This window comes from Rathayibacter sp. AY1A7, from assembly GCF_002930845.1.
Taxonomy (GTDB): domain Bacteria; phylum Actinomycetota; class Actinomycetes; order Actinomycetales; family Microbacteriaceae; genus Rathayibacter.
Genome location: NZ_PSTL01000009.1, coordinates 77,371 through 96,771, shown reverse-complemented (window position 1 = coordinate 96,771; position 19,401 = coordinate 77,371). Strand labels below are relative to the sequence as shown.

Genomic DNA, 19,401 nt, shown 5'->3' with positions numbered 1-19,401 from the left:
TCCCCCGAACCGGGGACGGGTGGCGCGAGGATCGCGCCACCGCCGCGCCTCTCCCGGCGACCGGCCCCGGCCGGGGCTAGCCTGACGCGATGGAGTCGGAACCGATGGCGATCCGGACGCGACGGGTGTACGGCCCATCGGTCCTGCGGCGCCTCCGCGCCCTCCTCCTGCGGCTCCTCGGCGCCGGCCTCGCGGCCGTGCTCATCCCGTTCGCCGTCCTCGCGGACCGCCGCGGGGTCCTCGACGAGTCGGTGCTCGCGCTCGGCCTCCTCGCCCTCACCGTCGTCATCGGACTGGCCTCGGCGGTCTCGCTCTTCGTCGTCTCCCCCACCCGCGTGATGACGACCGAGACGCAGGTCGTGCTGATGCGCGGCCGCCGCCGCCGCGAGCAGTGGCCCCGCCGGTCGGTCCGCTTCCTCGAGTCCGCCGACGGCGACGGCTTCGTCGCCTGGTGCCGCGGCGACGGAGTCGAGGTGCGCTGCGGCCACTTCCGCCCGGGGGACCTCGCCGCCCTGCTCGCCGACCTCGGCGCCGCCGCCCGCGTCCGCGACGCCCTGCCGCCCGCTCTGGCCGGGCCCGCCTCGGCCGTCCGCTTCCGGCCGCACCGCGCTCCGCTCCAGCGCCGGGCGGTCGCCCTGGTCGTCGTCGCCACGGAGGCGTTCGCCGCCGGCGTCCTGGCCGTCGCCCTCGCGGGATCCCCGTCGGGTGACCGCGCGCAGATCGCGCTGGGGGCGGTCGTCGTGGCGCTCTCCCTCCCGCTCGGGCTGGTCGCGGCGCGGCTGGCGCTGCGGCCCGGGCTGCCGGGCTCGATCGTGGTGTCGGAGTCGGCCATCCAGATCGACGGGCTGATCTTCCCGCTCGAGGCCCTGCGCTCGGTCGTCGCCTCGAGCCCGACGGGGAGCCGGAGCCTCCGCCTGACCCTCACCGAGACGAACGGCCGCGTCACGGAGATCCCCCTCGGGCTGCGGGTGCCGACGCTGCGGCGCGACCAGCTCTTCCCCGACTACCCGCTGCTGCTCGGCGTGCTGCGCGAGCGCACGGCGGGGCTGCTGCGGATCGAGGGCTGAGCCTCAGTCCTCGGCGCCGTCGGCGATGCGCTGGTGGTGGTGGATGACCTCGGCGACGATGAAACCGAGGAACTTCTCGGCGAACGCCGGGTCGAGGTGCGACTCCTCGGCGAGCGCCCGCAGCCGCGCGATCTGGCGCGCCTCGCGCTCGAGGTCCGCGGCGGGCAGCCCGTGCGCGGCCTTCAGCCGGCCGACCTTCTGCGTGAACTTGAAGCGCTCGGCGAGCAGGTGGATCAGCGCCGCGTCGATGTTGTCGATGCTCTGACGGATCTGCACGAGCTCGGCCCGCGCCAGGGACTCCTCGTGCGACGGCTCCTCGTGCGACAGCTCCTCGGTCATGCCCCGACCCTAACGGACCGCCCCCGGACACGACGACGGCCCCTGCCCGGAGTCCGGGAGGGGCCGTCGAGAGGGCCCGGTCAGTCGACCAGGTTGATCTGCACGGGGATGTTGCCGCGGGTGGCGTTGGAGTACGGGCAGAGCTGATGCGCCGCGTCGGCGACCTTCTGCGCGTCCTCGGAGCTCGCCTTCGGCACGTAGACGTCGAGCTCGACCGAGAGGCCGAAGCCGTCGGAGTCGTTCTTCCCGATCGAGACGCTGGCCGAGACTGCCGCGTCGGTCGTGTCGATCTTCAGCTGGCGACCGGCTCCGTGCAGGGCGCTGAGGAAGCAGGCGGAGTAGCCGGCCGCGAACAGCTGCTCGGGGTTGGTCCCCTCGCCGGAGCCGCCGAGCTCCTGCGGGGCGCGGGTGTCGAGGTCGAGACGGTCGTCCTCGGTGCGGACGTGGCCGTCGCGTCCTCCACCGGAGGCGTGGGCGATGGCGGTGTAGAGAGCATCCATCCCCCCATCCCACCACTCGGCCGCCGTGAGTCGGGTGAACGCGGGATGCACGTCCGTGCGTTCTCCCGGGAATCCCCCTCGGGAACGCTCCGGGGAGCGTCAAGCCCCTCCCCCTCGGCGCCCTCCGGGTGTGCGGTGGAGGGACACCGACCCCGACCGGCGCGAGCCGGAGAACGGACACGAGCATGCGAGCACTCACCTGGCAGGGCATCGAGAAGGTCTCGGTCGAGACCGTCCCCGACCCCCGCATCCAGCAGCCGACCGACGCGATCGTCCGGATCACCTCGACCGCGATCTGCGGCTCCGACCTGCACCTCTACCGCCTCCTCGGGCCCTACATCGACCGCGGGGACGTGCTCGGCCACGAGCCCATGGGCGTCGTCGAGGAGGTGGGCTCCGGAGTCACCACCCTGAAGCCCGGCGACCGGGTCGTCGTGCCCTTCACCATCGCCTGCGGCGAGTGCTTCATGTGCCGCCGAGGGCTGCAGTCGCAGTGCGAGACGACGCAGGTCACCGAGTACGGCTCGGGAGCGGCGCTCTTCGGCTACACGAAGATGTACGGCCAGGTCCCCGGCGGGCAGGCCGAGCTGCTCCGCGTGCCGCTGGCCGACTACAACACGATCGTCGTCGGCACGGACCTGCCGGACGAGCGCTACCTCTTCCTCAGCGACATCGTGCCCACCGCCTGGCAGGGCGTGGAGTACGCGCAGGTGCCCGACGGCGGGACCCTGGTCGTCTTCGGACTCGGCCCGGTCGGCCAGTTCGCGGCGCGGATCGGCGCCCACCGCGGCTACCGCGTCCTCGCCGTGGAGCCCGTCGCCGAGCGGCGCGCGATGGCCGAGCGGTACGGCGTGGAGACGTTCGACCTGTCCGACGACATCGCCGCGCAGCTGCGCGACCTCACGGACGGGCGCGGCCCCGACTCCGTCGTCGACGCGGTCGGCATGGAGGCGCACGGCTCGCCGGTCGGCTCGTTCGCTCAGTCGATGGCGGGGCTCCTGCCCGACCCGATCGCCCGCAAGGCGATGGACACGGTCGGCGTCGACCGCCTCGCCGCGGTCCACGCGTCCCTCGACCTGGTGCGCCGCGGCGGCACCGTGTCGCTGAGCGGGGTCTACGGCGGAGAGGCCGACCCGATGCCGCTGAAGTCGATGTTCGACAAGCAGGTGACGGTGCGGATGGGACAGTGCAACGTGAAGCGCTGGATCGACGACCTGCTGCCGCTGGTGGAGGACTCCTCCGATCCGCTCGGCGTGATGGACCTCGTGACCCACCGGGCGCCGCTCGAGGACGCTCCGGCCCTCTACGAGACCTTCCAGAAGAAGGAGGACGGCTGCATCAAGGTCGTCCTGCACCCCTAGCCGGGGAACAGCGAAGGCGGCGCCCCCCGAGGGGAGCGCCGCCTTCGCGGTACTGCCGAGACCTACTTGAAGACGTCCTTGACGTCCTCGCCGGCCTTCTTGGCCGAGGCCGCGGCCTGGTCCTTCTGGCCTTCGGCCTTCAGGCTGTCGTCGTTCTTGTGGTCGCCCAGGGCTTCCTTCGCCTTGCCGGCGATGTCCTGAGCGGCGTTCTTGATCTTGTCATCGAGCCCCATGGTGGTGCCTCCTTCGCTGATCGTTGGCACGACCGTAGGACCGGGAACTGCCCGCTTCCTGGGAGCGGGAAGGGGCTTGCCCGGGCGCCCGCTGGACTGCGATGATTCGCGCCCTCGACCGGTGCCGGCCGGTCGAGGGCGCGGGATCAGGTCGCCGGGGTGGCGGACTCGGACGGAGCGGACTGCGAGGGCGCGTTCGTGGGCGTCTGCGACGATCCGTCGTCGGCGCTGGTGGGCACCGCGCTCCCCGACTGGTACGGCGTCTGGGCGTCGCCGGTGCAGCCAGCCAGCAGGCCGATCGTCAGGGCGGAGGCGCCGAGCGCCCCGAGGACCCGTGCGGCGCTCACTTGCCCGTCACCGCGTCCTTGACGGCCCCCACTGCCTTCTCGACGATGTTCGGCTTCGGGTCGGTGCCGTAGAGGCGCTCGTCCGGCTGCGTGGGCGGGGGCATCGGGACGTTGCCGCCGGGCTCCGCGACGCGGTAGCTGAACTCTCCCTTGCCGTCCGGGGTCGGGCCCGAGGCCCAGCTGCCCTCGGAGGCCGCTGCTCCGTCCGAGAAGTTGATGTACTCGTACGACACGGAGCGCTCCTCCTTCGAGATCGGGAAGTTCGAGGGCACGGGCAGGTCCTCCCGGCCCTCCGCGCGCAGCTCGGCGGCCGCCGCGATCCACTGGTTCTGGTGCATGGTGTCGCGGGCCAGGAGGAACGACAGGAGGTCGCGCACGCCGTGGTCGTCGGTCATGTGGTAGAGCCGGGCGACCTGGAGCCGGCCCTGCATCTCCGCGTTCGCGTTTGCGGTGAAGTCGGCCAGCAGGTTGCCGCTGGCGGTGACGTAGGAGCCCTGCCACGGGTTGCCCATGCTGTCGACGGGGCGCGCGCCGGCGCCGGCCACGATGGCGTGCTGCACGTCGGAGCCGCCGATGACCGCCGCGAGCACGGGGTCCTTCTTCATCGCGTCCTCGGACTGCTCGACCGGGGCCTTCTCGAGCAGCTGGGCGATCATCACGGCGATCATCTCGATGTGGCCGAACTCCTCGGCGCCGATGCCGAAGAGCAGGTCCCGGTACTTGCCCGGGTCGTGGGCGTTCCAGGCCTGGAAGCCGTACTGCATCGCCACGGTGACCTCGCCGTACTGGCCGCCGAGCACCTCCTGGAAGCGGCGGGCGAAGACCGCGTCGGGCTTCGAGGGCGTGGACGTGAATTGGAGTTCCTGACGGTGGAAGAACATGACTGGTTGCCTTTGCGGGGTAGCCGGGCGGATCCGGGTGCGGACGTCCGATGTCTGTCCTCTCGACGGTAGGGAGCCCTGTTCGCGGGTCAGAAGGGGCTTGACGCGGTGGCGGAGCAGTCGATCCACGGGCTCTCGGGCCCCGCCCTCGTGGGCGCGGGATGGTAGCCCCATCGGGGGGTCAGCCGCTATGCCCTTCCCGGTACTCGAGGGCCCGAACAGACTGGCGACGCCGGCACGCATTCATTCCCCACTCGATCCTGGAAGGGACAGACGATGTCGAACATCGATCCCGCTTCACCTCCGTTCGGAGACGGCGCCGCGAACTTCGGCGCGACCGAGACCCCCATCGACAGCGGGGCGCACGTCGCCTCCACGGACACCTCCTCCGGCTCCTCCTCGGGCAGCACGGCCGACTCCGCGAAGGAGAAGGCGAGCGCCGCCGCGGGCACCGCCAAGGACCAGGCCGGCGCCGTCGCCGGCGACGCCAAGCAGGCCGCGAGCGAAGTGCTCTCGACCGGCAAGGACGAGGCCGCCAACGTGGTCCAGGAGGCCAAGGTCCAGGTCAAGGACCTCTACGACCAGAGCCGCACCCAGCTCACCGAGCAGGCCCACGCCCAGAAGGAGAACGCCGCCAAGGGCGCCCGCGCCTTCAGCGACGACCTGACCGCGCTGGCCAACGGCGAGGGCGGCAGCGACAACGCCGCGGCGAAGCTCGTCTCCCAGGCGGCCACCCGCGTGCAGGGTGTGGCCTCGTGGCTCGAGAACCGCGACCCGTCCGAGCTCCTCGACGACGTCCGCGCGTTCGCCCGCCGCCGCCCGGGTGCCTTCATCCTCATCGCCGCGGCGACGGGACTCGTCGGCGGGCGCCTCATCCGCGCCCTGACCGCCGAGGCGAAGGACGAGAAGGAGGCGACGAGCACCCGCACCGACGGGCCCGAGTTCGACGCCCCCGCCTCGACCACCGCGTACTCCGACGCCTCCGCGTACGACGCGCCCGTCGCGTCCGCCTACGGCACCGTCGGCTCGAGCTCCCTCGAGCGCGACTACGCGCCGACCGAGCCCGTCGCCGACCCGCTCGACGGCGGCTTCCCGAACGGCGGCCGGCTGTGACCGACCCGACGGGCGTCCACCGCTCGACGGAGACGCCCGACCAGCGGGCCGGGTCGACGTCTCTGGGCGATCTGCTCGGCGAGGTCTCGCGCGACCTCTCCACGCTGATCCGCCAGGAGATGGCCCTCGCCAAGGCCGAGCTCAAGGAGTCCGCCTGCAAGGCGGGCAAGGGAGCGGGCCTCCTCGGCGGGGCGGGCTACGCCGCGCTGATGGCCGTGCTCTTCCTCTCGATCGCCCTCTGGTGGGGCCTGGGCACTCTGATCGGCAACGGCTGGTCCGGAGTGGTCGTGGCCGTCATCTGGGCGATCGTGGCCGCGATCCTCTACGCGGTGGGCCGCAAGAGCCTGAAGCAGGTCGACGGCGCTCCCGAGACGGTCGACTCCCTCAAGAAGATTCCCGACACCCTCAAGCCGAACGGGGCAGGACGATGACGTACGACGCAGGACAGAACAAGACACCCGAGGAGATCCGGGCGGACATCGAGCGCACGCGCCTCGAGCTGGGCGGGGACGTCGACGCGCTGGCCGAGAAGGTCAGCCCGTCCGCCATCGCGCAGCGTCAGACCGACAAGGTCAAGTCGGCCGTGGGCTCCGTCCGCGACCGCGTGATGGGCTCGGCGCACGACGCCTCCGACTCGCTCTCGAGCGGTGCGGGCTCGGCGAAGGCCAAGGCCGAGGGCAACCCGTTCGCCGTGGGGCTCATCGCCCTCGGCGCCGGACTCCTCGTCGCCTCGCTCATCCCCGCCTCCAGCAAGGAGAAGGAGGCGGCGAGCCGCGTCAAGGAGCAGGCCCAGCCGGTCGTCGACAAGGTGACCGACGCGGCCAAGGAGGCGGCGAGCGAGCTCCGCGAGCCCGCGCAGCAGGCCTTCGCCTCCGTCAAGGAGACCGCGGCCGACGCCGCGCAGAGCGTCAAGGAGGCGGGCACCTCCGCCACCGACGACGTGAAGGACTCGGCCCGCGAGGCCAAGCACGCCGTCCAGGAGGACGTGCAGCACTGATCCGTCGGCGCTGACAGGGCGGTGGGCCTCCGGGCCCGCCGCCCTTCGTCGTGCCGCCGGGAATACACCGCCGCCCGCGCTCCTTGCCCTCCGTATGCGTTCGATCGTCTACTCCCGCACCGGTGACTCCTCCGTCCTCTCCCTCGTCGACCGGGAGGAGCGGGCGCCGGGCGCCGGCGAGGTCCGCGTCCGCGTCCTGGCGTCGGGCGTGAATCCGACCGACTGGAAGGCGCGCGCCGACGGCGACCTCGCGTTCGACGAGGTCGTGCCGAACCAGGACGGCGCCGGTGTCGTCGAGGCGCTGGGCGAGGGCGTCGAGGGCCTGGCCGTCGGCGACCGGGTCTGGATGTACCTCTCCGCGCACCGCCGCCCCACCGGCACCGCGCAGGAGTCGGCGGTGCTCGCCGCCGAGCACGTCGTGCGCCTGCCCGAGGGCGTCGGCGCCGACGTCGCCGCGAGCCTCGGCGTCCCCGCGATGACCGCCCACCGCGCCCTCACCGTGCACGAGCACGGCCCCTCCCGTCTCGCGCCCGGCACCCTCGCCGGCCGCACCGTCCTGGTCCAGGGCGGCGCCGGAGCCGTCGGGCACGCCGCGATCCAGCTCGCGGTCTGGGCCGGGGCGACCGTCATCGCGACGGTGAGCAGCGACTCCAAGGAGCGGCTCGCCCGTGCGGCCGGTGCGCAGCACGTGCTGCAGTACCCGGACGACGCCCTCGCCGACCGGATCCGCGAGCTCGCCCCCCAGGGCGTCCAGCACGTGGTCGAGGTCGCACCGGCTCAGAACGCCGCGCTCGACGTCGAGGTGCTCGCCAACCACGGCAGCATCGGGTACTACGCGAACAACAACGGCGACGAGTTCACCGTGCCGATCGTCGCGAGCTTCGCGAAGAACGCCCGGTGGCAGGGCCTGCTGCTCTACACGGTGGGCGAAGAGGCGCTGCAGGCCGCGGCCGAGGACATCACCGCGGCGCTCGCCGACGGCGCGCTCCCGGTGGGCGAGGAGGCGGGCCTCCCGCTGACCTGGTTCCCGCTCGAGGAGACCGCGGCCGCCCACGACGCGGTCGAGCAGGGCGCGACGGGCAAGGTGCTCATCCGCGTCGCCGACTGACCGCGAGGGCTCGCCTCTGATCGACTCCCGGCCGGATCAGCCCCGGAGCGGGGGCGAGCCCGGGACGGTCGAGCGGTCGGCCAGGCCGGCCACGAGCTCGGCGAGCGCCTCCTCCGCCGTGCGGGTCGGCGCCCAGCCGAGCTCGGCGCGGGCGCGCTCGGTCGACATCACCGGGACGTTGCCCGCGATGTCGAGCCAGCCCGCGTCGGTGCGCTGCAGGCGCAGGTGCCAGGTCGCGGTGACGACGGAGCGGAGCAGCCCGAACGGCACCGTGACCAGGCGGGCGCCGAAGGCGTGCGCCAGCCGCTCCGGAGTGAGGACCGGCTCGGCCGCGATGTTGAAGGCCCCGCCGGCGCGCCGGTCGAGCGCGCGCCAGAAGGCGTCGGCCACGTCGTCGGCGTGCACGCCCTGGAAGACGATGCTCCTCGGCAGCGGAAGGACCGGGATCCGGACCGCCTTCAGCCACCGCGTCGGGTAGTGGGGACCGGCGAAGAGCCCGGCGATCTCCGTCGCCGCTCCGCGCTGGAAGACGAGCCCCGGGCGCAGGCGTGTGACGACGATCTCGGGGTGCCGCTCCTCGAAGGCGTCGAGCTGCCGCTCGTTCGCGGCCTTGTGGCGGCTGTAGGTCGAGGTGTGCAGGCCGCCCGTGGGCCAGTCCTCGGTCACCCGGATCGACTTCGGCGCCGCGCTGTAGGCACCCACGGACGAGGCGACGGCGACCTGGCCGACTCCCGCGGCGGCGACCGCCTCGAGCACGGCCGCGGTGCCTCCGACGTCGACCAGCCGCTGGAACGGCTCGTCGTGGCTGGGCTGCAGCGCCCAGGCGAGGTGCACGACGGCGTCGACGCCGGCGAAGGCCTCGCGGAGCCGCCGCGGGGCGACGCTCGACGCGAGGTCGATCTCGACCCAGCGCACGTCGCGGTACTCCTCCGAGCGGAGCCGAGGGGCCCGGCGGGCGATGCCCACGATCTCCTCCACCCCGGCCTCGCCGTGCAGGCGCCGCAGCAGAGCCGTCCCCAGGTTGCCGGTCGCCCCGACGATCGCGATCCGCACGGCGTCATCCCTCCGGGAGCGGCGCACGCCGACCCCCTCCTCCGAGGCTAGGCAGGGGCGCCGCCGCGGAGGAGCCGCTTGACAGCGGGCACGACGGGACGCTCGGCGGAGACCGCCGGCGGCCGGCGGGGTGAACGCTCCTCCCCAGGGTGGATGCGGCCTAGACCACGGCGGGAGCGGGCGCATCCCCCCGCGCGGCCGGCCGCCGATCCCTAGCCTGGGACGATGCTGCCGACACCGCCCCGCCGCGTCCTCCCCGTGCGACACGAGGTCGAGGGCGTCACGCTGCGGACGGTCGACACCGGTCCGGCCGGAGCGGGCGCGGTGTTCGTCCTGATCCACGGGATCGGGATGTCGCACCACACCTTCTCGCCGCTCGCCGCCCGCCTGAAGCGGCACGGCCGGGTGATCGGCGTCGACCTCGCCGGCTTCGGCGCGAACGCGCGACCGCGGCGGAGGATCGGCCTCGAGGACCACGCGCGGCAGGTCGAGCAGGTCCTCCGCGGACTGGGCGTCTCGCGCGCGGTCGTCGTCGGGCACTCGATGGGGTCGCAGGTGGCGGTCGAGCTGGGGCTGCGCGCGCCCGGCCTGGTCGACGGCGCGGTGCTCATCGGGCCGGTGGTGGATCCGCAGCGGCCCGGCGCGGTCCGCCAGGGGCTCGCGCTGCTGCGGGACTGCCTCGGCGAGCCGGTGGGCGTCGACGCGATCCTGCTGGCCGACTACCTGCGCGGCGGCCTGCGCTGGTACCTGCGCCAGCTGCCCGAGATGCTGCGGCATCCGGTCCAGGAGCGCGTCGCCCGGCTGGAGGTGCCGGTCCTCGTCGCCCGCGGCCGCGACGATCCGATCGCCACCCGTGACTGGTGCGAGCGGCTCACGGCCCACGCGCGCGAGGGGCGGCTCGTCGAGTTCGCCGGCTCGCGCCACGTCGTCCCCCGCACCGAGCCCGGAGCGCTCGCCCGCGAGATCCTCCGCTTCGCCGCCGCGCTCGGCGAGAGGCCCGCCGCCCCGCTCCCCCTCCGGTCGGAGCCGGCCGCATGAGCCGGCTCCGGCGCCTGGTCCGCGACGCCGTCTGGTGGATCCGCGACTACGCCTACGCCGTCGCCTGGCAGGTGCGCGGCGTCCTCTCGCGCCGTGCCCCGGACGACTACCTCGACGGCGACCGGCGGCCCGTCGTGGTCCTGCCGGGGATCTGGGAGACCTGGTCCTTCCTCCGCCCGGTCATCGATCCGCTGCACGAGCGCGGGCACCCTCTCCACGTGCTGACGAGCCTCGGCCGCAACGGCCGCCCGGTCGCCCGGACCGCGGAGGACGTGGCCGCCTACCTCGCCGAGCACGGGCTCCGCGACGTGGTGATCGTCGCCCACAGCAAGGGCGGACTGATCGGCAAGTACGTGATGACCGAGCTCGACCCGGACGGCCGGGTCGACCGGATGGTCGCCGTGGCGACCCCGTTCGGCGGCTCCCGCTACGCGCCCTACCTGGTCCTCCGGAGCCTGCGCGCCTTCTCGCCGCGCGACGCCACGACCCTGCTGCTGTCGAGCCGCTCCGGAGCGAACGCGCGGATCACGTCCGTGTTCGGCCTCTTCGACCCGCACATCCCCGAGGGCAGCATGCTCGAGGGCGCGGTCAACGTCCGGATCGAGACCGGCGGGCACTTCCGCATCCTGAGCGACCCCGAGACGCTCACCGCGGTCGTCACGGCGGTCTCGGCGGAGGAGCGCGCCGACGGAGAGGCGCCCTGACGACGGCGGAACCCCTGACGACTCCGTAGCAACCCGCGTCGCCGCGGCGGAACCCCCTGGCGCCTCCGGCCCTCGAGGCGGAGCGTGGAGTCATGCCCGCCTCCTCCACCGGCCCGACCGAGCTCCTCCTCGTCCGCCACGGCGAGAGCCTCGCCAACATCGCGGCGAGCGCCGCCGAGGCCTCGGGGGCGCACGAGATCGCCGTCGACCGCCGCGACCCCGACGTCGAGCTCTCCCCCGCCGGCGAGGAGCAGGCCCGCGCGCTCGGCCGCTGGCTGGCCGAGGAGGCGCGGCCCGCCTCCGCCTGGACGTCGCCCTACCGCCGCACCTCCGCGACCGCCCGCCTCGCCCTCGGCGAGGCCGGCATCGACCTGCGGCTGCGCCACGACGAGCGCCTGCGCGACCGCGACCTCGGCGTCACCGACCGCCTCACCTCCGCCGGCGTGCGGGCCCGGATGCCCGAGGAGGCGGCGCGGCGCGAGTGGCTCGGCAAGTTCTACTACCGGCCGCCGGGAGGAGAGGCCTGGACGGACCTCGCGCTCCGCGTCCGCGCCTTCGTCGACCACCTCGCCGTCGCCGCGCCTCCCGGGCCGGCGATCCTCTTCTGCCACGACGCGGTCGTCCTCGTCCTCCGCTACGTCCTCGAGGGCCTCTCCGAGCACGAGCTGCTCGACATCGGCGCCTCGACGCCCGTCGCCAACGGCTCCGTCACCCGTCTCGTCCGCGACGGCGATGCGTGGCGCCTCGAGCTCTTCAACCGCACGTCCCACCTCGAGCGCTCCGGCGCCCCCGTCATCCGGCACGACGACCGCGCGGCCGGAGAAGGAGACCCTCATGAGTGACCTCGTCTCCCGCGCCCTGCTCGAGCAGCGCTGGCCCCTCCCGGAGCCCGGAGGCTCGAAGCACTCCCGCGGCGACGTGGTCGTCGTCGGCGGCGCCCGCAAGACGCCCGGCGCCGCGATCCTCGCGGGGATCGCCGCGCTGCGGACCGGCGCGGGTCGCATCACGCTCTGCGTCGCCGAGTCGGTCGCGTCGGCCACCGCGGTCGCGCTGCCGGAGTGCGGAGTGGTCCCGCTCGCGGAGACGCGCACCGGCTCCGTCTCGGGCCGCGGGCTCGACGTCCTGGCCGGCGAGCTCTCCTCCGCCGACGTCGCCCTGATCGGACCCGGCCTGGACGACCCGCGCGCGACCGCCGCGACCCTCCGTGCCCTCGCTCCGCTCCTCGACGACGTGCCGGCCGTGCACCTCGACGCCTTCCCGCTCGGAGTCCTGCCCGGGCAGCGCCGTCTCGCGCGGAGGCTCGCGGGCCGGCTCCTGCTGACCCCGAACTCGGAGGAGGCGTCCCGGCTCCTCGGCGAGGAGGTCGACGACGTCGAGCGGGCCGCCCTCGCGGTCGCCGAGCGCTACGGCGCGGTGGTGAGCCTGTTCAACACCATCGCCTCGCCGGACGGCGACGCGGTGCGGATCGAGGGCGAGCACCCCGGGCTGGCCACCGCGGGCAGCGGCGACGTGCTCGCCGGAGCGACGGCGGGCCTGCGCGGGCGCGGCGTCGATCCGATGGGCGCGGCCGCGTGGGGCGCGTTCCTGCACACGGAGGCGGACACGCGCCTCTCCGCGCGCATCGGCCCGGCCGGGTACCTCGCGAGCGAGATCCCGGGGGAGTTCCCGCGCGTGCTGGCGGGCTGAGCGGCGCGGGTGCGCTGAGGACGGCAGTCGTTCCGAGGCGGGCCGGCGGTGCGAGCGCCCCGGCCCGGGCCGGCGGCGTGAGCGGCGGCGATCACCGTGACCGCGGCGTCGACCTCAGTGCGCGACGTCGGCGACCGAGAACGCCACGCCCGGCGTGATCAGGATCGAGGTCTCGCGGGGCTCGCCCTCGCCCTGGTTCACCGTGATCCAGCGCGACGCGGAGCCGTCCAGGGCGCGGTCGATGCTCTCGCGCACCTCCGCGGCCGACGTCTCGCTCAGGCTGAACGGCGCTCCGCCGTAGATGATCTCGACGCGCTTCACAGCATGCTCTCCTCGCTCTGACGGGCGGTCCCGTGGGGCTCCTCGCTGATCCGCAGCCCGTGCGCCGTGTGCGAGTCGGCGAGCAGCTGGCGGATCCAGTCCGGGTTGATGTTCGGGGCACGGCCGCCGTGGTACTTGAAGCGCAGCGGGATGGCGGGGTGTAGCCAGATCGAGGTGCGTCCGTCGCCGACCGCTTGCGAGTCCTTCCACGAGAAGTAGAAGGACTCGTTGCGCGCGAGCTTCGAGCCGATCACGATCTGCAGGTGCGCCAGCAGACGGTCGTCGAAGTCGGCCTCGAGGGTCGAGTCGTAGATCAGTCGCCCCATCAGGCGGTTCTCCGTTCGGGAAGTCGCCCGTCCGCGAAGGATCGGGCGGAGTCGTGAGTGTCGATCCTACCGGCGCCCCGGACGCTCACCAGGAGTCGTCCTCCCCGTGGAAGTGCGGGATCTCGGTATCGACGGCGGAGAGGGGCCCGGCGCCGCCGTCCTCCTCGGCCACGGGGTGCGAGACGCCCAGGCGGGCCGTCTCGCGGGTGAAGCGCTCGACGAGCTCCTCGTCGAGCAGTTCCTCGGCTCCGTCGTCCTCGGACTCCGAGAACAGCTGGCTCGCCGGTCCGATCAGCAGCGCCGCCCGTCCGGGCCGGCCGGACTCCTGGCGGATCGGGATGTCGACCGTGATCGACCCCTTGGTGAGCGCCAGCGCCTCCGCGTAGGCCAGCAGCGACCGCGCGATGGCGGTACCCGTCAGCACGGAGCTGCCGGCGTAGTGGATGCGTTCCATGCCTCCTTCCTACTCCTCGGGCGGCCGCCCGGTCAGCGGTTGCGCGGTCGAGGCGGGGAGCGCTAGCGCCGCGTCGATCCGGCGGTCGAGCGCGTCGCGGACGGCCGGCCACTCGGCCGCGAGGATCGAGTGGACGGCCGTGTCGCGCCACGAGCCGTCGGCCCGGCGCTGGTCGTGGCGGAGCACCCCCTCGAACACGGCGCCGAGGCGGAGGATCGCGGCCCGCGAGCGCGCGTTCACCGCATCCGCCTGGAGCTTCACCCGCTCGTAGCCGCTGTCGAAGGCGAGCCCGAGCACCAGCCGCTTCGCCTCCGGGTTCACGACGGTGCCCCACGTCTCGGGCGCGTAGGCCGTCCAGCCGAGGTGGGCCGCCTCGCGCGTCTCGTCGAAGTCGGCCAGCGAGGTCGTGCCGACGACGCGCCCCTCCTGCAGCACAGCGAACGGCAGGCCCGTGCCCCAGGGGTAGTAGCGGTCGACGAAGGCGCGGAACTCCTCCGGGGTGCCGGGGAAACCGGCGGGTCCTCCTCCGTAGCCGCCGGCGAACACCTCCGGACGCCCGATCGCCCGCCCGAGCGGCTCGACGTGCTCGGCGGCGAGCGGCTCGAGGACGATCGAGCGGCCGACGAGCGTGACGGGACCGGGGCGGCGGGGACTGCTCATGCGATCAGTGTGGGGCACCGTGCCAGCATGGCTCCATGAGCACCGCCGCGCTGTTCGAGTCCGCCGCCGCCGCCCTCATCGGCCTGCTCGCGCAGGTGCGGGAGGACCAGTGGGAGCAGCCGGGGCTCGGTGTCTGGGACGTCCGCGGCCTCGCGGGCCATGCGTCGCGAGCGGTGCTGACGGTCGAGGCGTACCTCCTCGCTCCGGAGCCGCCCGAGCCGACCATCGAGGACGCGCTCGACTACTACGCCGCGCTGGCCGGGAACGTCGCCGACCCCGCGGCGGTGGCGCGACGCGGGGTCGAGGCGGGGCTGCTGCTCGGCGACAGGCCGGCTCAGGCGCTGGCGGAGGCGGCGGGCCGCGCGGTCGAGCTGGTCGCCGCCCGGCGTCCTGGCCGCCTCGTCGCCGTGGGCGGCCACGCGATCGAGCTGGACGAGTACCTCCGGACCCGGCTGCTCGAGCTGGTCGTGCACACGCTCGACCTCTCGCGGGCCACCGGGATCCCGCACGTGCTGCCCGCCGAGGCCGTCGAGGCGTGCATCGCGCTGACCGGTGGGCTGGCCGCTCGAGCCGGACGCGGCGAGGAGCTCCTGCTCGCGCTGAGCGGGCGGGAGCCCCTCGCCGCGGGGTTCTCGGTGGTGTGAGGGCGCCGGCCCTCCGGCTGCGGGTTCTGCGCGGCGCCGGCCCTTCGGCCACCGGGTCCTCCGTGGTGAGGGCGCCGATCCTCGGGCCGCGGGTTCTACGTGGTGCCGGTCCTCAGGCCACGGCGAGAGCGGCGACCGGCGACACCTTCGTGGCGCGGCGGGCGGGCAGCACGGCCGAGACGACCGTGATCACGACACCGACCACGAGCACCGCCACCAGGATCGGCACCGGGACGGTCGGCGGGATCAGTCCGATGCCCGGCAGCGAGCCGAACACCGAGATCGCGCCGCACCAGCCGTAGACGATCCCGAGCACGATGCCGAGCACCGCGGCAGCGATGATCATCTGCGCCGCCTCGAGCACCACCATCGACCGCACCTGCGAGCCGGTGAAGCCGAGCGCGCGGAGCAGGCCCAGCTCGCGCCGGCGCTGCAGCACGCTGAGCGACAGCGTGTTGACCATCCCGACGGCGGCCAGGACGACCGAGAAGCCGAGCAGGACGCTCATCACCGCGGTGCTCACCTGGATGAACTGCTCGAACGCCGCGATCACCTCGGGGTTCGTCTCACCCGAGCGCTCCATGATCGTGCCGAAGGTGGCGGCGGCGACCGCGAACATCGTGACCAACGACACTCCGATGACCAGTCCGATGACGGCGCGGGCGCTGCGCGCCGGATTGCGGACGGCGTTGGCGGACGCCAGTCGGGCGACGGGGCCCCGGCCGAAGGCGCGGCCCACGAGGGCCGTGAGCGGAGGGAGCAGGACGGGCGCCCCGAGGATCACGCCGGTGAAGGACGCCATGCCTCCGACGAGCCCGAGCAGGACGCCGCCGGGGTTGGCGAGCCCGAGGACCACGCCGGCGGCGAGCAGCAGCGCGCCGATCACGACGAAGACGATCGCCGTGACGTTGCGGGCGGTGCGGCCGCGCAGCTCCTCGTAGCGGGGCTCGGCGGACGATCCGGCGGCCTGCGACGGCGCGACCGCGAGCACGCGGCGCGATCCGGACCACGAGGCGATGACCGTCGAGGCGACCACGGCGATCAGCGGCAGCACGAGGCCGGGCGAGACGAGCGGGTAGTCGAAGCGGGGCAGGGTGCCGCTCCGGATGGCGAGCTCCGCGGCGAGCGCCACGAGAGCGACGCCGGCGACCAGGCCGATCGCCGCTCCGAGGAGCCCCTGCAGGAGGCCCGTGCGGACGATCCCGCTGCGCAGCGACCGGCCGGAGGCGCCGAGCAGGCGCAGCAGGGCGATCTCGCGGGTGCGCCCGGCGATGACGGTCGAGACCGCGTTGGCCGTGACGATCCCGCCCACGAACACCGCGATGCCGAAGAAGACGGCGCCGACCATCCCGAGCATGAGGGCGACCTGGCCGATGCCGTCGATCCCCGCCGCCGCGAAGGCCGCGACCATGTCGGCGATGACCTGCACCAGCACGGCGCCGAACGCCGCGGCGAGTGCGGCGACGGTGACGATGGCGCCCTCGCCCTGGCTCGAGCCCGTGCGCACGCCGCTCACGCCGCGCCCTCCATCGTGAGCATCGCGCGCGAGATCTCCTCGGCGCTCATCCCGCGGCGGTCGTCGACGACGGCCCCGTCGCGGAGGAAGACGATGCGGTCGGCGTAGGCCGCCGCGATCGGGTCGTGGGTGACCATGGCGATCGACTGGCCGTACTCGCGGGTGGAGGCCCGGAGCAGGCTGAGGACCTCGCGGCCGGTGCGCGAGTCCAGGTTGCCGGTGGGCTCGTCGGCGAAGATCAGCTGCGGCCGGGTGGCGAGGGCGCGGGCGATCGCCACGCGCTGCTGCTGCCCGCCCGAGAGCTCATGGGGCCGGTGCGTGAGGCGCTCGCGGAGCCCGAGGGACTCGATCAGCCGGGCGATCCACTGCTCCTCGTCGCCGGTCACGGAGCGGCCGTCGAGCTCGAACGGGAGGCGGATGTTGCCGCGCACGTCGAGCGTGGGGACGAGGTTGAAGGCCTGGAAGACGAAGCCGACGCTGCGGCGGCGGAGCACGGTCAGCTCGGCGTCGCTCATCGAGGTGATCTCGGCGTCCCCGAGGAACACGCGGCCGGAGGAGGCGGTGTCGAGGCCGGCGAGGACGTGCATGAGCGTCGACTTGCCGGATCCGCTGGGGCCCATCACCGCGGTGAACTCGCCCCGCTCGATCGAGAGCGTGACGTCGTCGAGGGCGACGACGGGCGGCGTGCTGCCGTAGAGCTTGCGCACGCCCTCGACGCGCGCCACGACGGAGGAGGTCTGGTTCTGCATGTCCTCGACGCTACGGAGGCACCCCTGTCGCCGGCGTCGTCCGCAGTGGCTCGCGGCATCATCCCTCCGGCGGACCCGCGGTGGTCCTCCGGGGTCAGCGGGGCCGGAGCCCCGCCCCGCGGAGGGCGAGGGCCGCCAGCGCGGCGGTGACGGCGGGGTCGCCGGTCCGCCAGCCTGCGGCGGCCTCCGGGTGCGCGGCGAGGATGTCGCGGGGGGACGCCTGGGTGAGCGCGCGCAGGGCCAGCAGCTCGGTTCCGCCGCCGGTCGAGCCGAGGGCGCGCAGCTCGGCGGTCCGGCGGGCGAAGCGGAGCCGGGGCCGGAGCCAGAGCACGGCCAGGAGCAGGAGCGGGAGGCCCCCGACGGCGAGCCCGGCGACCACGGCCAGGGCGCTCGCGAGCTGCTGCTGGTCGCGTCCGGCGGCGGCGAGCACGGAGCCGGCCCCGCTCGCCTCGTCGAACGGCGCGCGCACGGCGTCGCCGAGCAGGGGGATGCCGCCGAGGGTGGTCCCGGCGTCGCTCATGGTCGAGCCGAAGCCGCTGCCGGCGCTCTCGAGCCGCCGGCCGATCTCGGCCAGGCCGGCGATCAGCGAGCCGACCGCGATCCCCGCGGCGATCGCCACGACGGCCACGCCGAGAGCGAGGGCGTCGGCCAGGATCTGCCGCGCGCGGACGGCCGGGAGGTCGGCGTAGATCTGCATGCGCCGATTATCCGGCGCGCTCGGCGGCGGTCGTGTCCACACCGCAGGAAGGATTCGTCGAGAGGGCCGGGGATCCGCGTCACTCCGCGAGGTCACCGAGGTTCTTCCTCCGTTGTGACCACGTCGGCCGCCTCCGAGAGGGCTGCCCGGCCCGGCTCCTCGCCGCCTCTAGTCGAGCAGGTCGTGCAGCACGACGACCTGCTCGCGCTCCGGGCCGACGCCGATCGCCGAGAACCGGGCGCCGCTCATCGCCTCGAGCGCGCGCACGTAGTCCTGCGCGGTCTGCGGCAGGTCCGAGAACTCGCGGCAGCCGGAGATGTCCTCCTGCCAGCCTGGGAACTCCTCGTAGATCGGCTTCGCGTGGTGGAAGTCGCTCTGCGAGACCGGGACCTCGTCGTGGCGCACGCCGTCGACGTCGTAGGCGACGCAGACGGGGATGGTCTCGAGGCCCGAGAGCACGTCGAGCTTGGTGAGGACGAAGTCGGTGACCCCGTTGATCCGCGCCGAGTAGCGGGCGATCGGGGCGTCGTACCAGCCGCAGCGGCGCGGGCGGCCGGTCGTGGTGCCGAACTCGAAGCCCTGCCGGCGGAGGTACTCGCCCCACTCGTCGAAGAGCTCGGTCGGGAACGGGCCGGCGCCGACGCGGGTCGTGTACGCCTTGATGACCGCGATGACGCGGTCGATGCGGTTCGGTGCGACTCCGGAGCCGGTGGCCGCTCCTCCCGAGGTCGCGTTGGAGGAGGTGACGAACGGGTAGGTGCCGTGGTCGACGTCGAGCATCGTGGCCTGGCCGGCCTCGAACAGCACCGTCCTGCCCGCGTCGAGCGCCTGCGAGAGGATCAGCGACGTGTCGGCGACCATCGGGCGGAGGCGCTCGGTGTACTGCAGCAGGTCCTCCAGCACCTGCTCGACCAGGATCGCGCGGCGGTTGTAGACCTTCACCAGCAGGTGGTTCTTCTGGTCGAGGGCGCCCTCGACCTTCTGACGGAGGATGTTCTCGTCGAAGAGGTCCTGGATGCGGATGCCGACGCGGTTGATCTTGTCGGCGTACGCCGGGCCGATGCCGCGGCCGGTGGTGCCGATCTGGCGCTTGCCGAGGAAGCGCTCCGTCACCTTGTCGAGGGTGCGGTGGTAGCTGGTGATGACGTGCGCGTTGGCGCTGACGAGCAGCTTCGACACGTCGACGCCGCGGGCGCTCAGCGCCTCGAGCTCGTGGAACAGCACCTCGATGTCGACGACGACGCCGTTCGCGATGACCGGGACGACGCCCGGGGTGAGGATGCCGGAGGGGAGCAGGTGCAGGGCGTACTTCTCGTCGCCCACGACGACGGTGTGCCCGGCGTTGTTGCCCCCGTTGAACTTCACGACGTAGTCGACGCGGCTGCCGAGGAGGTCGGTGGCGCGTCCCTTGCCCTCGTCGCCCCACTGGGCGCCGGTGATGACGATTGCTGGCATGGCGTGTCCTTCTCGACGGGAGGGGCGGGGGTGGGCGGGTGCGGCGCGGCAGTCGTGCCGCCTCCGCGCGACCAGCCGCTCGATTCTAGCGGAGGGGCCGGAGGACGGCTCCTGCGCTCGGGGTCGACCCGGCGGACTCTTTCGCCGCGGGC

The 19,401-nt window shown here is 73.8% G+C and carries 25 protein-coding genes; 11 read left to right on the top strand and 14 right to left on the bottom strand.

What is annotated here, in order from left to right; genetic code table 11:
- Positions 1–89: 89 nt before the first annotated feature.
- Positions 90–1,067 (top strand): hypothetical protein, encoded by a 978-nt coding sequence (locus C5B95_RS09280; RefSeq protein ID WP_146076554.1) that lies wholly within the window; start codon positions 90–92, stop codon positions 1,065–1,067.
- A gap of 3 nt (positions 1,068–1,070) precedes the next feature.
- On the opposite strand, the gene C5B95_RS09275 is transcribed toward C5B95_RS09280, so the two are convergent.
- Positions 1,071–1,406, bottom strand: a complete 336-nt coding sequence (locus C5B95_RS09275) for a chorismate mutase (RefSeq protein ID WP_104222760.1) — start codon at positions 1,404–1,406, stop codon at positions 1,071–1,073.
- 80 nt (positions 1,407–1,486) lie between these two features.
- Complete coding sequence (locus tag C5B95_RS09270) at positions 1,487–1,906, bottom strand: organic hydroperoxide resistance protein (RefSeq protein WP_104222761.1); 420 nt, start codon at positions 1,904–1,906, stop codon at positions 1,487–1,489.
- Positions 1,907–2,091: 185 nt separating this feature from the next.
- Here C5B95_RS09270 and C5B95_RS09265 point away from each other — a divergent pair, with 185 nt between their 5' ends.
- Positions 2,092–3,267: a zinc-dependent alcohol dehydrogenase gene (locus C5B95_RS09265; protein ID WP_104222762.1), complete on the top strand. Its 1,176-nt coding sequence runs from the start codon at positions 2,092–2,094 to the stop codon at positions 3,265–3,267.
- A 62-nt stretch (positions 3,268–3,329) separates the two neighbouring features.
- Here the strand turns inward: C5B95_RS09265 and C5B95_RS09260 are convergent, their stop codons facing one another.
- From C5B95_RS09260 to C5B95_RS09250, 3 genes are all read right to left on the bottom strand, one after another.
- Positions 3,330–3,500, bottom strand: coding sequence for a CsbD family protein (locus tag C5B95_RS09260; protein ID WP_104222763.1), 171 nt, complete (start codon positions 3,498–3,500; stop codon positions 3,330–3,332).
- 146 nt (positions 3,501–3,646) lie between these two features.
- Complete coding sequence (locus C5B95_RS09255; protein ID WP_104222764.1) at positions 3,647–3,847, bottom strand: hypothetical protein; 201 nt, start codon at positions 3,845–3,847, stop codon at positions 3,647–3,649.
- The gene (locus C5B95_RS09250) at positions 3,844–4,728 is read right to left on the bottom strand and encodes a manganese catalase family protein (protein ID WP_104349005.1); all 885 of its coding nucleotides are present in this window, start codon (positions 4,726–4,728) and stop codon (positions 3,844–3,846) included. The genes C5B95_RS09255 and C5B95_RS09250 overlap by 4 nt, the downstream gene beginning before the upstream one ends.
- Before the next feature lie 276 nt (positions 4,729–5,004).
- Between C5B95_RS09250 and C5B95_RS17875 the strand changes: the two genes are divergently transcribed.
- The 4 genes from C5B95_RS17875 to C5B95_RS09230 all read left to right on the top strand — a co-directional run bounded on the left by C5B95_RS17875 (position 5,005) and on the right by C5B95_RS09230 (position 7,946).
- Positions 5,005–5,841 (top strand): hypothetical protein, encoded by an 837-nt coding sequence (locus C5B95_RS17875; RefSeq protein ID WP_104261171.1) that lies wholly within the window; start codon positions 5,005–5,007, stop codon positions 5,839–5,841.
- Positions 5,838–6,272 (top strand): phage holin family protein, encoded by a 435-nt coding sequence (locus tag C5B95_RS17870; protein WP_104349004.1) that lies wholly within the window; start codon positions 5,838–5,840, stop codon positions 6,270–6,272. The genes C5B95_RS17875 and C5B95_RS17870 overlap by 4 nt, the downstream gene beginning before the upstream one ends.
- A complete protein-coding gene (locus tag C5B95_RS09235; RefSeq protein ID WP_104349003.1) occupies positions 6,269–6,838 on the top strand; it encodes a DUF3618 domain-containing protein in 570 nt (189 codons plus the stop codon). Before C5B95_RS17870 ends, C5B95_RS09235 begins: the two co-directional genes overlap by 4 nt.
- 94 nt (positions 6,839–6,932) lie before the next feature.
- Positions 6,933–7,946, top strand: coding sequence for an NADPH:quinone reductase (locus tag C5B95_RS09230; protein ID WP_104349002.1), 1,014 nt, complete (start codon positions 6,933–6,935; stop codon positions 7,944–7,946).
- 36 nt (positions 7,947–7,982) lie between these two features.
- Here C5B95_RS09230 and C5B95_RS09225 read toward each other — a convergent pair whose 3' ends face one another.
- Positions 7,983–8,999, bottom strand: a complete 1,017-nt coding sequence (locus tag C5B95_RS09225; RefSeq protein ID WP_104222770.1) for an NAD-dependent epimerase/dehydratase family protein — start codon at positions 8,997–8,999, stop codon at positions 7,983–7,985.
- A 225-nt stretch (positions 9,000–9,224) separates the two neighbouring features.
- On the opposite strand from C5B95_RS09225, the gene C5B95_RS09220 reads away from it, so the two are divergent.
- The 4 genes from C5B95_RS09220 to C5B95_RS09205 all read left to right on the top strand — a co-directional run bounded on the left by C5B95_RS09220 (position 9,225) and on the right by C5B95_RS09205 (position 12,427).
- Complete coding sequence (locus C5B95_RS09220) at positions 9,225–10,037, top strand: alpha/beta fold hydrolase (protein WP_104339997.1); 813 nt, start codon at positions 9,225–9,227, stop codon at positions 10,035–10,037.
- On the top strand, positions 10,034–10,741 hold the full coding sequence (locus C5B95_RS09215) for a triacylglycerol lipase (RefSeq protein ID WP_104349001.1): 708 nt from the start codon (positions 10,034–10,036) through the stop codon (positions 10,739–10,741). Before C5B95_RS09220 ends, C5B95_RS09215 begins: the two co-directional genes overlap by 4 nt.
- 92 nt (positions 10,742–10,833) lie before the next feature.
- Positions 10,834–11,583 (top strand): histidine phosphatase family protein, encoded by a 750-nt coding sequence (locus C5B95_RS09210; RefSeq protein WP_104349000.1) that lies wholly within the window; start codon positions 10,834–10,836, stop codon positions 11,581–11,583.
- A complete protein-coding gene (locus C5B95_RS09205; RefSeq protein WP_104273158.1) occupies positions 11,576–12,427 on the top strand; it encodes an NAD(P)H-hydrate dehydratase in 852 nt (283 codons plus the stop codon). The genes C5B95_RS09210 and C5B95_RS09205 overlap by 8 nt, the downstream gene beginning before the upstream one ends.
- Before the next feature lie 114 nt (positions 12,428–12,541).
- Here the strand turns inward: C5B95_RS09205 and C5B95_RS09200 are convergent, their stop codons facing one another.
- The 4 genes from C5B95_RS09200 to C5B95_RS09185 form a co-directional block, all read right to left on the bottom strand.
- Entirely contained in the window at positions 12,542–12,748 is a 207-nt protein-coding gene (locus C5B95_RS09200) for a hypothetical protein (protein ID WP_104222775.1), read from the bottom strand.
- A complete protein-coding gene (locus C5B95_RS09195; RefSeq protein WP_104222776.1) occupies positions 12,745–13,074 on the bottom strand; it encodes an ATP-dependent DNA ligase in 330 nt (109 codons plus the stop codon). Before C5B95_RS09195 ends, C5B95_RS09200 begins: the two co-directional genes overlap by 4 nt.
- An 85-nt stretch (positions 13,075–13,159) precedes the next feature.
- On the bottom strand, positions 13,160–13,528 hold the full coding sequence (locus C5B95_RS09190; RefSeq protein ID WP_104222777.1) for a hypothetical protein: 369 nt from the start codon (positions 13,526–13,528) through the stop codon (positions 13,160–13,162).
- A 9-nt stretch (positions 13,529–13,537) separates the two neighbouring features.
- Positions 13,538–14,188, bottom strand: coding sequence for a GNAT family N-acetyltransferase (locus C5B95_RS09185; RefSeq protein WP_104348999.1), 651 nt, complete (start codon positions 14,186–14,188; stop codon positions 13,538–13,540).
- 35 nt (positions 14,189–14,223) lie between these two features.
- Here C5B95_RS09185 and C5B95_RS09180 point away from each other — a divergent pair, with 35 nt between their 5' ends.
- Positions 14,224–14,832 (top strand): maleylpyruvate isomerase N-terminal domain-containing protein, encoded by a 609-nt coding sequence (locus C5B95_RS09180; protein WP_104348998.1) that lies wholly within the window; start codon positions 14,224–14,226, stop codon positions 14,830–14,832.
- A 112-nt stretch (positions 14,833–14,944) separates the two neighbouring features.
- On the opposite strand, the gene C5B95_RS09175 is transcribed toward C5B95_RS09180, so the two are convergent.
- The 4 genes from C5B95_RS09175 to C5B95_RS09160 form a co-directional block, all read right to left on the bottom strand.
- A complete protein-coding gene (locus C5B95_RS09175; protein ID WP_258059897.1) occupies positions 14,945–16,348 on the bottom strand; it encodes an FtsX-like permease family protein in 1,404 nt (467 codons plus the stop codon).
- Entirely contained in the window at positions 16,345–17,097 is a 753-nt protein-coding gene (locus C5B95_RS09170; protein ID WP_104222781.1) for an ABC transporter ATP-binding protein, read from the bottom strand. The genes C5B95_RS09175 and C5B95_RS09170 overlap by 4 nt, the downstream gene beginning before the upstream one ends.
- A gap of 94 nt (positions 17,098–17,191) precedes the next feature.
- The gene (locus C5B95_RS09165) at positions 17,192–17,794 is read right to left on the bottom strand and encodes a hypothetical protein (RefSeq protein WP_104327663.1); all 603 of its coding nucleotides are present in this window, start codon (positions 17,792–17,794) and stop codon (positions 17,192–17,194) included.
- Between the two features lie 168 nt (positions 17,795–17,962).
- Positions 17,963–19,249 (bottom strand): adenylosuccinate synthase, encoded by a 1,287-nt coding sequence (locus C5B95_RS09160; RefSeq protein WP_104234282.1) that lies wholly within the window; start codon positions 19,247–19,249, stop codon positions 17,963–17,965.
- Between the last annotated feature and the right edge of the window lie 152 nt (positions 19,250–19,401).